The 15,661-nt window shown below is 67.4% G+C and carries 14 protein-coding genes and 1 pseudogene; 3 read left to right on the forward strand and 12 right to left on the reverse strand.

What is annotated here, in order from left to right; translation table 11 throughout:
• Positions 1-284: 284 nt before the first annotated feature.
• From HNV26_RS15150 to HNV26_RS15170, 5 genes are all read right to left on the reverse strand, one after another.
• Positions 285-1,619, reverse strand: coding sequence for a hypothetical protein (locus HNV26_RS15150; RefSeq protein ID WP_171443798.1), 1,335 nt, complete (start codon positions 1,617-1,619; stop codon positions 285-287).
• Positions 1,616-3,967 carry a hypothetical protein gene (locus tag HNV26_RS15155; RefSeq protein WP_216612316.1) on the reverse strand — a complete coding sequence of 784 codons (2,352 nt, stop codon included), beginning with the start codon at positions 3,965-3,967 and terminating at the stop codon, positions 1,616-1,618. Before HNV26_RS15155 ends, HNV26_RS15150 begins: the two co-directional genes overlap by 4 nt.
• Positions 3,957-5,414: a hypothetical protein gene (locus HNV26_RS15160; RefSeq protein WP_171452822.1), complete on the reverse strand. Its 1,458-nt coding sequence runs from the start codon at positions 5,412-5,414 to the stop codon at positions 3,957-3,959. The genes HNV26_RS15155 and HNV26_RS15160 overlap by 11 nt, the downstream gene beginning before the upstream one ends.
• A 639-nt stretch (positions 5,415-6,053) precedes the next feature.
• Positions 6,054-6,977 carry a DUF2381 family protein gene (locus HNV26_RS15165; protein WP_171443925.1) on the reverse strand — a complete coding sequence of 308 codons (924 nt, stop codon included), beginning with the start codon at positions 6,975-6,977 and terminating at the stop codon, positions 6,054-6,056.
• Between the two features lie 73 nt (positions 6,978-7,050).
• Positions 7,051-9,012, reverse strand: a complete 1,962-nt coding sequence (locus tag HNV26_RS15170) for a serine/threonine protein kinase (RefSeq protein ID WP_171443924.1) — start codon at positions 9,010-9,012, stop codon at positions 7,051-7,053.
• A 255-nt stretch (positions 9,013-9,267) separates the two neighbouring features.
• On the opposite strand from HNV26_RS15170, the gene HNV26_RS15175 reads away from it, so the two are divergent.
• Positions 9,268-9,585: a helix-turn-helix transcriptional regulator gene (locus HNV26_RS15175; protein ID WP_253816591.1), complete on the forward strand. Its 318-nt coding sequence runs from the start codon at positions 9,268-9,270 to the stop codon at positions 9,583-9,585.
• A 51-nt stretch (positions 9,586-9,636) separates the two neighbouring features.
• Positions 9,637-9,984 (forward strand): helix-turn-helix domain-containing protein, encoded by a 348-nt coding sequence (locus tag HNV26_RS15180; RefSeq protein WP_141255346.1) that lies wholly within the window; start codon positions 9,637-9,639, stop codon positions 9,982-9,984.
• A gap of 194 nt (positions 9,985-10,178) precedes the next feature.
• Here the strand turns inward: HNV26_RS15180 and HNV26_RS15185 are convergent, their stop codons facing one another.
• Both HNV26_RS15185 and HNV26_RS15190 read right to left on the reverse strand, forming a co-directional pair.
• Positions 10,179-10,562 (reverse strand): hypothetical protein, encoded by a 384-nt coding sequence (locus tag HNV26_RS15185; RefSeq protein ID WP_141255347.1) that lies wholly within the window; start codon positions 10,560-10,562, stop codon positions 10,179-10,181.
• 7 nt (positions 10,563-10,569) lie between these two features.
• Positions 10,570-11,739: a serine/threonine-protein kinase gene (locus tag HNV26_RS15190; RefSeq protein ID WP_171443922.1), complete on the reverse strand. Its 1,170-nt coding sequence runs from the start codon at positions 11,737-11,739 to the stop codon at positions 10,570-10,572.
• Between the two features lie 254 nt (positions 11,740-11,993).
• On the opposite strand from HNV26_RS15190, the gene HNV26_RS15195 reads away from it, so the two are divergent.
• A complete protein-coding gene (locus HNV26_RS15195; RefSeq protein ID WP_171443921.1) occupies positions 11,994-12,374 on the forward strand; it encodes a DUSAM domain-containing protein in 381 nt (126 codons plus the stop codon).
• Positions 12,375-12,423: 49 nt separating this feature from the next.
• On the opposite strand, the gene HNV26_RS15200 is transcribed toward HNV26_RS15195, so the two are convergent.
• From HNV26_RS15200 to HNV26_RS39310, 5 genes and pseudogenes are all read right to left on the reverse strand, one after another.
• Positions 12,424-12,981, reverse strand: a complete 558-nt coding sequence (locus HNV26_RS15200) for a PspA (RefSeq protein ID WP_171443920.1) — start codon at positions 12,979-12,981, stop codon at positions 12,424-12,426.
• Between the two features lie 117 nt (positions 12,982-13,098).
• Positions 13,099-13,521 carry a hypothetical protein gene (locus HNV26_RS15205; protein WP_171443919.1) on the reverse strand — a complete coding sequence of 141 codons (423 nt, stop codon included), beginning with the start codon at positions 13,519-13,521 and terminating at the stop codon, positions 13,099-13,101.
• The gene (locus HNV26_RS15210) at positions 13,518-15,065 is read right to left on the reverse strand and encodes a recombinase family protein (RefSeq protein WP_171443918.1); all 1,548 of its coding nucleotides are present in this window, start codon (positions 15,063-15,065) and stop codon (positions 13,518-13,520) included. The genes HNV26_RS15205 and HNV26_RS15210 overlap by 4 nt, the downstream gene beginning before the upstream one ends.
• Entirely contained in the window at positions 15,062-15,262 is a 201-nt protein-coding gene (locus tag HNV26_RS15215; protein WP_171443917.1) for a hypothetical protein, read from the reverse strand. The genes HNV26_RS15210 and HNV26_RS15215 overlap by 4 nt, the downstream gene beginning before the upstream one ends.
• A pseudogene (locus tag HNV26_RS39310) lies at positions 15,259-15,590 on the reverse strand (DUF2924 domain-containing protein); the annotation flags it as partial. The gene HNV26_RS15215 and the pseudogene HNV26_RS39310, both read right to left, overlap by 4 nt.
• Positions 15,591-15,661 lie beyond the last annotated feature (71 nt).

Consider the following 15,661-nt stretch of genomic DNA (forward strand, 5'->3'; position numbering starts at 1 on the left):
TGGGCAGCGCACGCGTTTCGAGGCGATGGCCCCTCTGGGAATGCGGCCTCCCCCATGGACGGGCGGTACCAGGAGGCTGCTCCGCAGCGCCGATCTACGCGGAGCGAGGACCGCGCGCGCCTCGCGAGTTCGCCTTGACGCGCTTTCGAAGGTGGCCTCGGCGCACACATGACGCAGTGACCAAATTTTGGGATAGGTACGCGGGTAGGAGAAGAAGCGGATGCAGCACCGCGAACTGCGCGCCAGCCAGCTCCACCTGGCGCGCGAGGAGCACCAGCTCCAAGTCAGGGCCGGTACCGCTCTGCCTCATGGAAAAACTGGGTGAGCGAGTACTCCAGCAGTGACTGGCGCGACTGCATGTACCGACGGGCCCGGAGGAAGGGCAGCCAGATGCGCTTCCCAACGCGCACCTGGGACTCCTCCATCTTCTGCCGCAGCACCCACGTTCCTCCCAACCGCCGCACCAGCACGTCCCCTAGGTAGGCGCCTAACGCCGGTATCGTGTGTCCGTCGAGGACGTCGCGCGTGTAGCGCTCGGGGAAGTGAGTCTTCCAGAAGTAGAAGTCGAGGTCCGTCAGAGACTCAGGCGTCTCCTCCATGATGGATGGCACATCCGTGTGAAGCACAGCCACGAGCCCTTCGGACAAGTCTCCGTAGGATTCGAGGACGCGCTCCGGATTCTCCACGTCCGAGGGATGAGCCACAGGGAGCCACTCCTCCGGCACCGGCGGCCGGAAGGCGTTGAGTTCGGCAATCTTCCGTTGCCGCTCGCTGAGGGAGAACTCGTCCGGCAGCCGAGAGAGGAACGGCGCCACGTCCGGGTGGAAGCGCGGCTCGACGGGTGCGAGTGCGGCGCTGCGCTCCCTCAGCGTGCTCAGCACCGTGTCAAAGTCGAGGTCCGGCCGGAGGTGGACATGGGCGCGGGCCTGCGCGACGCGCGCCTCCTCACTGTCGAAATCGGCGGCAGTAGGCCGCAGCACCAGGAGGACGGAACCATTGGGGAGTTCCTCCACGAGGTGCGCAGGCGTCGTGAGCATCCGCTCCCGGCCTACGGACTCCACCAACTTCGGGCCGAAGACGTTCAGCCAGAACAACTCATAGACTTTGTTGAACCCGTCCCGCTTCCATGTCGCATCGTCACGACCGAAGGCGGGAGAATCCGCAAGTTCCAGGTCGGCTAGGCTGTGCGCTGCGGCGTACTCCGAGGGATACCGGGAAGCCCAAGCACGGGCCGCTGCCACAAAGCCGCGACAGGTCTCCACCTTGTCAAAGAATGAGAGTGGCTGCGCACTGAGGCTAACCCTCAAGGTGGACTGTTCGTCTACTGGCCCGAGATTAAGCACCAACGACACACTGGGGTTCTCCGAACGGAAAAGCCCGATGATCGTTCCGTACTCATTACGCCGCTCCTCCAGCGCTCGCCACACAGCTTCTCGGGAGTATTTCCGCTTCCGGCCCGTCTTGACGAGGTTCGGCATCCACCCGTCGGCGCATTCTTCGAGGGCTTCAAGGAAGGGCTCCACTTCGCGCTCTAGCCCATTCCTCGGGTCGTAGGCTCCAGCAAAGGTGAAGCGCAGGCTATCCACCTTGCACAGGTCACGCAGCGTCAGCACTTTCATTGAAACAGCACCTCCACGCCCTTGACGTTGCTCTGCGTCGCGTCCACCGCGTTGTTCAGCACTACCCGCTTTGGGGGCAGTAGCTCCCCGCCCTCATAGACAAGGCGCACCCGCCGAACATCCGCCTGCTGTCGCATACCGTCCCGAAGAATCTTCAGCGTTCCACCGTAGTACTTCATCGCGTTACTAGCGTCCGTGTTCAACTGCACAGGCAGCGTATCCTCGTCCAGAACAGCGAGATTTCGGCTCTTGAAGCTGAACGTCTCCACCCGAGGTGGCTGCCCTGAAGGGGGGCGCGCCTCGATGACGAGGACGTCGGCGTACCGGAAGTCCATCTTCGACACGCCCACGTGCGTCTCAATGCGCGGCTGTTCGAAGTCGCCGAGCCAGCGCCGCTGTGCGCGGGGCAACGCAGCGTCCGCCTTCAGGATGGCGACCATGGTCCGCTCGAAGGCCATGCCCCGAGCATAGTAGGCGCGCATCGCCTCGTAGCCCTCCCACTTCAGGGGGCCCTTCACTGCGTCACCGTCCTGAATCTCCTTCAACCGCCTCTTGCGGTAGGCGACGTACTCCTGCCAGAGCGGCGCCCCCTTCTCGACTCCCGGCGGCGGCTCCTCCAGCTTCGGGGCCATCTGCTTCAGCAGCTTCACGTCCTTCGGGAGCCGAGGGCCCAAGGACTCCAGCTCCGCCAGGAACAGCTTCGCCTTCGCGGCCTCCGCAGCGCCCACCTTGGCGTCCTGCGCAAAGAGGTCCTGGTTGACGTACCGCTTCCCGCTTGCGCCGCGTGAAGCCGCGGGCTGGGCGGACTCCCGACTCGCCCCCTCTCGCGTCGCGGCAGCCCTGGAGGACTCGCGGCTGGCCGTCTGCGCCTCCGCGGCGGACACTTCGGCGTTCTGCTCGAAAAGGTCTAGGTTGACGGGCCGCTGCCCTGACGAGCCCCTGGTGGCCACGGACTGGGCGGGCTCGCGGCTCGCCGCCTCCATCAACACTGCCTGCGCCTTCGCGGGGTTTCCGCGCGCCTCGTACAGCGCCAGCAGGCCCGCCTCGCCCCACTCGGCGGCCAGCAGGGCACCCTCGCGGCTCGCCTGGAGGTAGCGCAGCAAGTCGCGCGCGGCGTTGATGCCGAGTTGCTCCTCCAGGCGCGCTATCAGCGCCTTCATGCCGTCCGCGTCGAGCGCCGGCATCTGGAGCCGCCGCAGCCCTCCGCGCGACTCCACCAGGGCACGAGCGCCCTTGCCCCCGGCGTACACCGCCACCGCCAGTGCGGCCGGCGCCAGTTCGCGCGTGGCCTGCTCGTACTTGCCCTGCGCCAGCGAGTACGCCCCGTGCCCCGTGCCTACCGCCAGGTGGTAGAAGCCCACCGGCACACCGAAGGTGAGGGAGTCAAAGGCACCCGCCGAGACGCTTCCCGGTGAGTAGTGCCTCTCCGCCAACGCCTTCTGCACTTCATCGAGGGCGGCCTGGTAGGGCGGTGGCATCTGCCCACGCATCACCATGAGTTCCGCGTACCGGGCCTCGCCACTCATCGATGTGCTGGAGAGCATGTCCCGGCCCGCGCGCCCCAACCCGCGCAGCACGTCGCCGGCCTTCTCTCCCCGCTCCGGGAAGCCCTCCAGCTCCAGGCCCCGTCGCTTCAACTCCTCGCGGACGGCGGCCATGGCGCCCAGCGTCTCCCCCAACTGCTTGTCACGGGCGAGCCGCTGCACCACCTCGCGCAGCTCGTCGTCGAAGGCCGAGTGCAGAATGAAGAGTGCGAACACCTCGGCATACGGCACGCCGTACTTCTCCACGGACGTGACGATGAATTCCGCGCGCTGGCGACTGAGGGCTTCCGAGGCGTCGTCGTCCATCGGCCCCAGGGCGCCCAGGCGGACAGCGTCCCAGGGATAGAGGGACTGCACTACCGCGCCCATGTCCCCCACCCCGCGCTGCATAGCCACGAACTCCGCGGGCGAAGCACACGCGAGGAAGGGCGCCAGCACCTCCCGGCTTTGAGTCAGGCGAGGCCAGCCCGAAGGCAAGGCCTTGCCGCCACAGGCGAAGGCCTCGCCCTCCTCAGCCGGGCCTCGCGCCCCCTTTCCGTTGACGGCATTGCCGCTGGGCCCTCGCCGATAGCCCATTGGCGCTGGCTCTGGCGTCCTATCCGCGGCGCCTGGCTCCTGTCCCGGGTGCACACCCGTGGCCGCACTCCTCGCCGCCTGGGAGGGCACGGAGAGGGGACTGAAGGCCAGGGCCGCACCACGGCCCGCCTGGCCCGGCCTCGCCGGCAACGAGGCGCACCCGGAGGCCAGGAGGGCCACCACCAGCGCGAGGCCAAGCCCGCCGCACCAAGGCCGCTCAGCGCGCATTGTCCACCCCCAGCCCCACGGACGCGAAGGCGCCTGGCCGCAGCGTCCCTTCCGCTGTCGGGAAGAGCAGCGTGCCCCCCTGCCCCACCGCGTACAGCTTCCCACCCAGGAAGCGCCATCGCGCCTCGGCCGAGGCGAGGTAGCGCGCTCCTGGCTGGCCGGCGCCCATCGCCACGCCGCCCACCCCCACCGAGAGGTTGCGGTGGAAGAGCTGCGTCTCCAGCCGGCCGTCTACGTCCACGCGGTCCCAGTTGAAGACCTCGGTGCCCATCGTCAGCCGGAAGTGGCGCTGCCCCAGCACGCTCAGGCTCTCCGCATCCCAGCTCAGAATCACCTCGCCGTAGGCCGAGTACCCGTCCGGGAAAGGCGCGTCCGCCTGCGGCAGGGCAGTCGGGCCCGCCACCTGGAAGCGCGCCAGCTCGTAGTCCGGGCCGAAGGCGCCCTGCCGGAAGCCTCCGCGCTGGAGGCGGCCCTCCAGGCGCGCTCGCAGGTCCATCCTCGAGGTCAGGTACTCCGCGCCCAGCCCCGCCACCGCGCCCCACGCGCCGCCCTCGCCGGGACGACCGCCCCAGCCCACATTCGCCTGCAGTTCGAAGCCCCCCTCGGGATTGCGGCGCCGCACGAGCATGGCCGTCCCATCCAGGTGGGCCAACGTCATCGGCTCCGACGTCCCTCCCGCCTTGCCCCAGTCATGCACCGCGGACAGCGCCAGCGTGTACTGCATGGGGTACGGCTGGCGGCCCACGAGGAGGTGCTGCATGTCCAGGACGACTTCCGCCCCCATCAGCCGCGCGCCCAGTACGTCCGAGGCAAAGGCCTCGACGTAGAGGGGCCTCAACATGCCCGTCACCACCGCGCCGGCCGGGTGGTAGTCGGGGTTACCCCGGTTGTTGTAGCGGCGCACCAGGTGCCCGGACAGCAGCGTGTACGACTCCAAGGCGCCCACCCACACGAAGTTCGGTGCGTCGCCTCCCACCATCAGGTTTTGCACCATCTGGCCCCAGTCGGAGAGCTCATCCCAGTCCTCCTTCCGCACTAGGCTGCCGCCCGCCTCTCCGCCCCACATGCGCAGTCGCACCGGAGCGCCCAGCTCGACTTGGAGGAAGCCTGGTTTGACGACCTCCAGTCGAGGGTGGAGCTGCAGGAAGCCCTCATCCGTCCTCGCCCCACGGCGAGGCAGCAGCGCCCATGTCGTGGTCTCCAGGCTCAGCCGGTTCGCCCAGCCAGAGCCCGAGCTGGACGAGGCCGGCTCCTCCTCGACCAGGGCGTCCCCCTCCTCGACCAGCGCATCCCCCTCGTCCACGGATGGCTCGAGCAGCGCATCCCCGCCTGCCTCAACGGGGTCGACTTCCTCCTCGGCCACGTAGTCTTCAGGATAGGCAACCTCCTCCGCCCACCCCGCTCCGGGTAACACCAACAGCAACACGACGGCCCAGCGCATGAACATCGACGTCTCCTGTGAAGGCCCCGACGAAGGGGCAATGGACAGAGGCTTCCCGCTCAGTCCGGCAGGGCGCCGGACTGCGGGGTGAATGCATTGCATTGAGGGAGTCGCCGGCCGGCCGACTGGGCCAAGCCATAGGCAGACGTGTCACGCCACGGCGCCAGGAAGCCTGGCCCCGTCCCAACAGCAGGCACACGCGTCACGCCATGGCACCGGGCAAGGCCCGGCTCCGCTTACGACTCCAAACGTGAATAGGGATGACTGAGGAAGGGCTCCTCAGCGCCCGTCAGGCATGCGGCCCAACGAAGCGCAGACGGCTTCTCGGCGCACGACGACCGCCAGCACGTGCCTCACATGGCAGTGCGGGAGGTCCTCTGCGCAGCGCGAGAGCCCAACGCCTGCTTCGATGCGGAGTTAGGAAGGTGGATCAAGTGCGTCGCCCTCGGGGCGCCCTCCGAAGCCACCAAGGAAGCGCGCAGCCGCGCGCATGCACTCCAGCACAGTGGGGAACACATCGCCCTCCAGGGCACGCCAGAATGAACTAGACCAATAGGTATAGTCCATTGGACCCCAGATTGACATTCGGCACAAGCCCCCAATGCCGGAAACCCACGAAAGGGTTTGGAGGCAGCGCTCGCGAGGTTAAGGGAAGGTGATGTTGCCCAGGGTGATTGTGCGGCGCATGTCTGAATCCCAGAGCTTCAGCGTGAAGCCCCCTTGCGGCCCCCCCGATGCGAACTCAGCCTCCACCACCACGCGCTGGGTATCCGAGCCCGGGGCGACGGGGCTGGACTGCCACACTTGAAGCACCTTCAGCTCCTCGTTGGCCTTGCCCCTGAGCGTCGCTCCCACTGCCGTCCACGGTTGGTCGTCCCCTCGTGACATGAGGGTGACCTCAACAGCCACCCTGCGGGCTGCGCGATATGCATAGACATACTGCTTGGCCGCGGCCCCGCCCGGGGTCATGGTCACGCTCTTTGTCAGGTCGCGGAAGTCAACACCTCGCCTGCTGACGACATCTGCCGAGATGAGTCCCGTCAACCCATCAGGAGCACTTCGCTCCGCGCGCAGGCGCTCATTTTCCTCCCTGCACTGCTCGGCCTCAATGCGCGCCTGCCGGACCTCCTCCTGGTATGTCTCGACGTCCCTCCTACGCCGATAGACTTCGACGAGCGCCTCTGACCGTGCCGGGTGCGAGACCAGGACAAACGTTGCACTTGCCGGGGCCGCCCCATCATGGAAACGCACCGTCAACTTGAGCCGCTCTCCCGCGGAGATCTTCTCGGACGGGACCAAGCGTAAGGTGGTGAGACCAGCGTCCACCACCGCGAACCGCTCGCGTCCCTCGAGCGTCAGCCCGTCTCGACCCACCTCCGAATCGAAGATGAACACCGTCGAGAGCCCTGGGCTCACCGCCACTTCAACTGCTGGCTGAGCATCATCAGAGACCAGCTCGACTCGGCGAACGCTCAGTCCCACGGAGGAGGATGAAGGCGACTGAGCCAGAGCCGGCCCCCCGCCTGCGAGCAGGAGGAAAAGAAGACCGGCCGACACTGAATGACGCACTCGACGATTCTCCTGGACCAAGCCAGCGGTGACTCCGCTGGCGACTCACGGGCGCCTGCAAAACAGCGACTTGTCATTCAAACTCGCTCACTGCCTTAACGGAAACGGCAGAGAACACGCGCGCCTTACCGGTATCCCCTCCGCCACCCTCTATTTCCAGCCCGCGGTTGCCAGAGGAGTCCAGCACCTCCAAGCATACAGGGAAGCTTCCTTTGCTCGTGCGCGCCCGAGTCAGGCGAACATAAACGCGGTCGGCAATAATGAGGCGCCCAGATAGAGTGGCCTTGTCCGAGCCCAGGATAATCTGCGCAGCGCCTTCCCTCACCGTTACGTATTTTGAATCCCCCCGGATGAAGCTCGCACCCGCATCGTCCCCAATGTCCATGCCGAGCATTTTCATGCCCTTGGTGGCACCCGACGGGCAGGATTCAGGATCCGGAGCCGGGCGCACCTGTGGGCCCGAGCAGGCCAGTGCGCCGCAGAGGGCCGTCGTCGCCAGGGCAGTGCGGACGCTCCTCGCGGCCTTTTTCGCAGGCGCTGGCGGGGAGGAAACGGTGTCATTCTGGGGGGTCGTCACGGTTGCAGTCACCTCGGGAAGCGTCGCAGGGGGCGCGACGGCCGCAGGTGTTGCCTCCGGCCCGATGGGAGCTGCGGCCGGGGCAGCTTGAGGTTTCTTGGCATATGCCGCTACTTCTTGGCCGGGGTCGGACTGCGGCTGCGGTGCGGCCGTCCGCAGTGAGAAGTACGCCCCAGACGCGAGGGCCATGGCCAGCAGCCCCGCCCCCAGCACACGCCCCAGCCGGAGTCGCGAGAGAAACGAGCGCCGCCCTGCCTCGACGACGGGGGCCACAGGCGCCACTAGCAGCGCGGCGTCCGCCTCCATCGCGGCTTCCGCCCCCACCCCGGCCTCGAGCGCCAAGCCCGGCAGCTGCGCCTCCACGGGCCGCGTGGCCGCAGGCACCAGCGGGGCCTCGGGCGGCAATGCCGCGGGCCTGCCTTCGCCTGGGACTTCCGGCAGCTCCGGCCCCGGCGCCTTGCCACGACGCATCTGGCGCAGGGGCCGCTTCGCCCACCGCTCCAGCTTGTTCACCTTGCCCTCGTTCTCGGTGGTGGCCGAGTTCGGGCCATAGGCGTCAAACAGGGGCGTGTCCCATGCCTCCCCTTCCGCCCCGGACAGGAGCTCCTCCAGGGCCGCACAGACAGTGCTCGCGTCGGGACGCGCAGCAGGGTCCTTCTCCAGCAGCCGCATGCACAACATGCCCAGCCGCTCCGGGACGAAGCGATTGACGTAGTGAGGGGGTACGGGCGACTTGCCAATGACACTCTGGACGTACTCCGCGTCCGTCCCCGCGTCGAAGGGCAACCTCGCCGTGAGGAGGCGGTAGAGGACAGTGCCCAAAGCCCACATGTCGTCCGAGGGAACGGACACGTAGCGGGCGCCCGACTGTTGGTCCATGTGCTGCTTCCAGAAGAGCCAGGCCTCGGGTGGCCGGTACTCCATCGTCCCCGGCGGCAGCATGGACTGGGTGACGCCGGGCGCGCCCCTGTAGTCCCCAATCCCGTAGTCCACCAGCACCGCCAAGCCGTCCGCGTCGCGCACCATGACGTTGGCGTCCTTCACGTCCCGGTGCACCACTCCCGCCTCGTGCGAGGCCTCCAGCGCCCGCGCCATGTCGAGCGTCACCTTCGCAATTCGCCGGGCACAGGGGTTCTCATCCTTCACCCACGCGCTCAGCTTCCGGCCCTCCACGTACTCCATGGCAATGAGGGCAAAGTCGCGCTCCTCGGCCTGCCAGTAGGTGAAGCCGCGAATCCCCACCACGTTCGGGTGCGTCAAGCGCAAGAGGATGGAGACTTCCTTCTCCACCCGCCCCTCCACGCGCTGCCGCTCCACGAGCTTCAGCGCGCAGGGCTGCCCGCCGTTCGTCGCGAGGTACACAGTGCCGAAGCCACCTCGGTCCAGCTGCCTCACCACCGTGTAGCCCATCACCGAGTCCCCAGGGGACAGCACGGCTGGGGGGCCGTTGTCCCTCATGGCGACTTCCTCGAGACTCTGTAGGACAGCAGGACTGCGGCCACGCGCATGCGACTCCCTCCCCGGCGCCGGTCCACGCTACCAGAAGCCCGGGGAAATCGTGCGAAGTCTTACCCTACCTCCAGCCACCAGCCGCAGAGGGTTTCAAGCCTATCTCAAGGTAAATCCAACTAGACTATCAGGTACAGTTGATTGGGAATGTACATCCACCCTGACGCCCGCGGCTTCGCCCTTCCGAAGGAGCCCTCCCGTCCCTTGCCCAGCATCGTCGGCGGCACCCTCCGCGCAGCCCGCCTTCGCGCTGGCCTGAAGCAGACAGAGGTTGCCCAACTCATCGACATCTCCCCTATCGTCTACAGCCGAATCGAGCGCGGCCGAATGCTTCCCAGCGTCCAGACGCTGTACCGTCTGTGCTCCGCGCTCCGCACCACTCCCAACGAGTTACTGGACTACCCCGCCTCACTGCCACCGGACGTCGTCACCGCCGCCAAGGAGGCCCTGCTCCGCCGTGTGCGCCAGTTGGACGTGCACCAGGCGCTCGCCCTCATCCAACTCCTGCCGGACGTGCGTTGATGGATGGTACTCCCTTGACAACTGGCAATTCAGGTATACTCCATTGCACCTATGAACGAACAGCTTGCAGCGCACCTGGGCTCCATCGCCCGCCTTGCTCGGGAGCAGATGAGTCTGACGCAGGTCCAAGTCGCGGAGCGCGTGGGGCTGGCCTCTGCCGTCTACAGCCGGATTGAGCGCGGGCACATGATTCCCAGCGTCGAGACGCTGAAGAAGTTGTGCATCGAGTTGATGGTGAGCCCCGAAGACATGATGGGGCTCACCGAGTCCCCCAACAGCGGGAGTCCAACTCGTCCGGACGACGACGTCACCTTGCGCCGGCTTATCTTCCTCGCGCGGAAGCTCGATGCGGCGAAGCTGGACGCCCTCGTCCGCATCACCACCGAGTTGGCCCGCTGAAGCTGCGCCCCGTGGGCGCCCGCCCCTCCAGCGCCAGGCTGCTTGCGGCCGACGCTCCGGCGTCTCCAAGCAGGGAGCAGACCTGGCGGGAAGAGCCCCATACCTCGGGGCTCTGCACCGGAGCACGCGCCCCCCAACCGAGCGGACCCCGGCGATGACGGAGCGCCTCCCCGTCCGAAGGAGGAGGCACCCCGCTACGCCGCGCCGCGCTCCCGCAACTCCGCATCCACCTCAGCGAGTAACTTCTCCAGGCGCGTCTTCTGCAACTGAAGGCGGGAAACGTCGTCCAGCCCCGCCTCTGGGTCGCTGCGGCGCTCCTTCGGTGGGTCGGCCTCCAAGTCCTCACGCACCTCCACGATGAGGACATCGCCCGCGCGGATGTTCGCGTCACACCACGTCAGGTGCTCGCGGTACTCCCTACCTTCAGAGCCGCCCACGTGGAGTGTGAATTCAGGGATGGCGCTGGTCTCGTCGTCAGGGCGGCGCACCCACGACAGGATGGTGTGGAGGACTCCGAAGTCCGGCAGCCCCGCGGTGGTGAGGTGCTCGCCATTGCGAAGGACGCGAAAGCAGAGCATCGGCGGCCTACTCCTTCTTCGGGAGACCCAACTCGTGCTTCTCCAGCCCATCCGGGTAGATGCCGGCCTCGCCGAACTCCACCAAGTCCCTCAGTACCCCGCCCTCGGACACGACACGGGCGGCCTCCTTGGCGGCTTCCGCTCGCCCATAGGGCTCGCGGAGCTCGGCGTGGGCGACACCACGCAGCGCATCCCTCATGTCCGCCGCCGTCGCGAAGCGCTCCTCGGGGTTGCGGCGCAGCGCGGTGTGCAACACCGCCTTGATGTCCTGGCTGAGGTGGCCCACCGCCTTCTCGACGACGTCCGGAGTGAATGCCTCCATGAGGGCCTGCATCTGCTGCAGCGGCAACGAGGGCTGCGACTCCGCGACAAACCGGCTCTCTTTCGCCACCACTGGGACGTCGCGCACCTCGAAGAGGTGTTTGCTCGTCAAGACTTCCACGAGCAACACCCCCAGGCTGAAGACGTCGGAGCGCGGCGTCAGCCCTTCCTTGCGCAGGTACTCCGGAGAGGCGTAGGCCACGTCCCCGCGCAGCAGATTCTCCGGCGACTCCTCCCGCCCCACCAGCAGCGAGAATGCCGAGCCGAAGTCCAGCACCTTCACCTCTCCATGGAGGCCCAAGGCGATGTGCCGGGGACTCACGTCACGATGGACGATGCCTAGGGGCACACCCTTCTCTGACGTCAGCGTGTGCGCGTAGTGCAGCGCGTCCGCCACCTCCGCCCCCACATACAAGCCAAAGCCCTCCGAGAGGGGCTGCCCTCGAACCAACGCCGCACACACCAGCGTCTCCAGCGAGGGCCCACCCACGTACTCCATGATGGCGTAGGGGGCGTCCTCCTCCTCATCCACCTGCATATGGAAGACGTGCGCAATGTTGGGGTGGTTGAGGCGAAAGGCCAGCTGCACCTCTTCAATCATCCGCTTGCGCATCATGTACGTGGATGGGCTGGCAATTCGGCGAACCAGGGAGAGGCCAGCCAAGACTCCATCCGCCACCCGCCGCTCCACCTTCAGGAGCTTCTCGCCATTCGAACGCACCTCGACCTCCCGCACCGCCTCGTAACGCACGCCCTCCACGTCGAAGAGGAAGCGCGGCGCGCTGGGGCTAGGCGGGGTGGGGAGTCTGGACGGTAACTCCTCCGTCGACACTTCATCTTCCGAACGCTTCGTCATGGCTGTGAATCCTCCTGAAAGCAGGGGCGCGGCCCCACGGACACCGAGATTCGCCATTGCGGCAAATCTCCCGGAGCCACAAGGTCTAGTTGACTCGACCGTCGAATTAACATGACCTTCGGGAGCTTGTGAAGCCCTCTACCACTCGTAGCGAACAGGCCACCCCAAGCGCGCCAATCCCTATCCAGGGTGAAAGAGACCCCAGCCTCGGCCTCAGACGCTGGGCTGGGCAGCCCGCAAAGGAAACATGCATCGTGACTGAAGCCGTTGATTGGGGGCCGATTCGCGCACTGGCGCGTCGTGTCCTCACCGAAGGAGAGCGCCTGGCCCTCACGCGGAAGGAGAAGGCGCTGCTGAAGCGCACGGCCGCCGAGGTGGGCATCAGCGACGGCGAAGCCAAGAGCGCACTCGCTACGGAAGAAGGAGCGCTGGGCCTGCTGCAAGAAGAATCTCGGCGCATCCGCGAGGGCACTCGCCGGCTCATGGACGCGCTGTACCGGATGTACCAGCACAAGGACAAGGGGGACTTCCTCAGCGCCCGCCAGGAGATGCGGGACGTGCTCGCCGTGGAAGTCGTGCCTCACTACCGCGCTATCGCCCAGGGGCAGTTCGACGCCATCGCCGACGAGCCGTAGCGACGAGCTGCAGGAGCGCCCTCCGAAGAGGGCGCTTCGCGGCCCACACTCAGGCTGGCGTCACCTTGTCGAAGGGACGCACCACCTGCTTACCGTCGGAGACGCGCGCCACCGTCACCGTCTTCGCTTTCTCGTCGACGGCCTTCACCTTCGCATTGAAGGCGCCCCGCCCTTGCTTGTAGCGCACCTCCTGTCCCACCGCGAAGGAGACGGGCGCCTCGGGGCTGGGACTGGCGCTGGGGGCTGCGGCCGTCGCAGTGCGTCCCGCTGCGCGCGGGCGCCCCCGGCTCTTCTGGGGCGCGGAGCCGGCCCGCGTGGGCTTCGGCGCAGCCTCCGGCCTCACATACTTCCGCACGGGCACCGAAGGCATGCGCTTCGGCGTGGACGTTGGCGCGGGCGCGGGTATGCGCTTCGACGCGGGAGGCGGTACGGGGGCCCGCTTCGGCGCGGACGCCGCATGAGCCGAGCCGGACTCAATGCCCAGGAACTGAGCAATCTTCCCCAGCAACTCCAGCTGCCGCTCCTGCAGCTCCAGTTGCCGGCCCAGCGTCTTCTCCACCGCCTCCGCCACCGCAGCCTGGATGATGCTCTTCATGTCGCTCTGCATGTGCTCTCGCTCACTTTCCGCGCGGGGCGTACAGCCCGCGCACTCTCAACGCGGACAACAATTCAGCCTCTTACACTCACGCTACACCAAGGAGTCCAGGCGTCCTGGATTCCCATCTCAGAATGAAGCTTTCACCTCACGCCAGCGCTCGCGCTGCACCTCCCACGTCCCCGCGTGTGCAATGGCCCGGAGTCCTCGCTCGCTGAGGGGCTCCTCTCCCTCCACGGCCTCGAGGAACAGCACCTCCTCCTGGATGTCGGGCGCCAACAACTGCAAGTCCAACAGGTGCGTCACACGCGCTCGGGTGAAGCCCAGTTGACTGGCGACGTCCGCCGCGCTCGCCACCAACCCGCGCTCAATGACGGACTCCACATGGTGCGCCAGGGCCAGCATTCTCGCGACGTGCGCGGGCCTTCGCGCCACCTCTCGCGGCGAGGGTGGCGCCCCCACCCGGAAGCGCACCTTCGCGCGACGCACGCGGTGGAAGTGCGCGCTGATGAGGCCAGCCTCCGCCGGCTGAGACTCGAAGCCCGCGCTCACGCCGCCACCTCCTCGCGTCCGGGCGCTGCGGCCTCACCCGCGTCGGCCAAATGCACGTCAACGCGGCCCGTCGCCTCATTCACCACCACCCAGGCAATGAGGGCCCGCAGCAGGCGGCCCCGGTTGGTGGCCGTGAGGGCGTCCCATACCGCGTCGAAGTCCGCCAGTGCCTGGGCCACCCACGCTGCTTCCAGTTTTTCCCCCTCCATGGCGTCCAACGCGCGCTCCACCTCCGCCAGCCGCCTCTTCATCCCGGCGGCCTCCTCCTCCGCCGCCGTCAGCTTCTCCTCCAGGAGGCGCCGGGCCGGGCTCTCCACCTGCGAGAGGGAGTCCACCCACTTTGAGGCCTCCCCGGCGCGCCTGGCCAAGTCTCTCGGAAGCTGCGCGCGCTCGGCGCGCAGGGCCTTGTGCTTCTCCTCCATCCGCGCCGTGAGGCGGGCGTGTACCTGCGCCGCGAAGCCGTCACCTACCGAAACCTCCCGCAGCTGCGTGACGACGAAGTCCTCCAGGGCGGCTGCCGGAAGGGGCGCGGCCCGGCACCCCGCCTTCCCCTCTTTGTCCCGGGTGACGCAGCGGTAGTAGCGGTACTCCCGCGTGCCCTTGCGCGTGCTGCCGGGCGTCATCGCCTCGCCACAGAGGCCGCAGCGCAAAAGGCCTCGCAGCACGTAGTCGGGGTTGCGCCCGTGGGACTGAATGCCGGGGCCCTCCAGCATTTCCTGCACCCGGTGGAAGGTGGCCCTGTCTACAATCGCCGGGTGCTCGCCTGGGTGCGTCTCGTCGCCATACGGCACGAAGCCCGCGTACAGGGGGCTACGCAAGAGGCGCAGCACGTCCTGCGTCGTCCACTTCCGAGCAGCGCGCGTAGCACCGCTCTGGGCCTCGTACCGCTTTGTCTTGCGCCCCGCCTCGTTGAGGAGGCGCGCCACCGTCGAGGCCTGCTGGTGCTGGAGGTACAGCTCGAAGGCCTCTCGCACCACCACCGCCTCGTACTCGTTCACCACGAGGCGCTTGTCCTTCACCTCGTAGCCCAGCGGCGCGCGGCCTCCCGTCCACTTCCCCTTGCGCCTCGCGGCAGCCACCTTGTCCCGCGTGCGCTCCGAAATCATCTCCCGCTCGAACTCGGCGAAGGACATCAGCATGTTCAACGTCAGGCGCCCCATGGCGTCCGCCGTGCTGAAGTTCTGCGTCACCGAGACGAAGGAGGCGCCCGCCGCGTTGAAGCGCTCCATGACTTTCGCGAAGTCGAGGAGGCTGCGGGAGAGGCGGTCCACCTTGTACACCACCACCACGTCCACCCGGCCCGCGTCCACGTCCTGCAGCAGTCGCTGGAAGGCGGGGCGCTCCATGTTGGCGCCGGTGAAGCCGCCGTCGTCGTAGGACTCGTCCACCAACACCCAGCCGGGCTGGCGCTGCACGTAGGCGACACAGGACTCGCGCTGGGCATCGAGGCTGTTGAATTCCATCTCCAAGCCCGCCGCCGTGGACTTGCGCGTGTAGACGGCGCAGCGCTTCTCCTCGGTGAGCGGTGCTCTGCTCTTCTTCATGGCTCCGTCCCCGTTGTCGTTGTCGACTGCACCGGCTCGCCGATCGAGGCCTCCTTCTGCCCGGCGAGCTGCTCCGCCATGGCCACCAGCCGCTCCATGTTGTCGTTGAGTCGCTTCAACTCACGGACGAGCGCCGGCATCGTCCCCTCGTAGAAGCGCTGCCCCATGTGCGTCTGGAATAAGGACGGGCCGCTCATGACTTCACCGCCTTCGAGCCGCCGTCCTTGAGGCCGAAGAAGGTGAAGCCATTCCAGGCCGTGCCCGTAATCAGCTTGGCCACGCTGGAGAGGCTGCGGTGAAGCTGGCCCTCGTACTCAATCCCGCCCTCGCGCACCGTCACCCGGTGCTGCGTGCCCTTGAATACGCGGGTCAGAACCGTGCCAGGCTTCGGCAGGCGCGCGTCGCGCCCATCCGCGGCAGCCGCGCGCCCATCCACAGCGGCTGCGCGCCCGTCCGCAGGGGCTGTGGAGGAGGCGGCGTGGAGGGCTTCGTCTCCTCCACCTGCCGCATCCGCCAGCGCTCAGGCCTCAATGGTCACGTGAAAACCGGCCAAAGAGGGTCCCTTCAAAACCGGCCAATGGGAGAGGACCGAGACA

The sequence above is a fragment of the Myxococcus xanthus genome (assembly GCF_013116825.1).
Lineage (GTDB): Bacteria > Myxococcota > Myxococcia > Myxococcales > Myxococcaceae > Myxococcus > Myxococcus xanthus_B.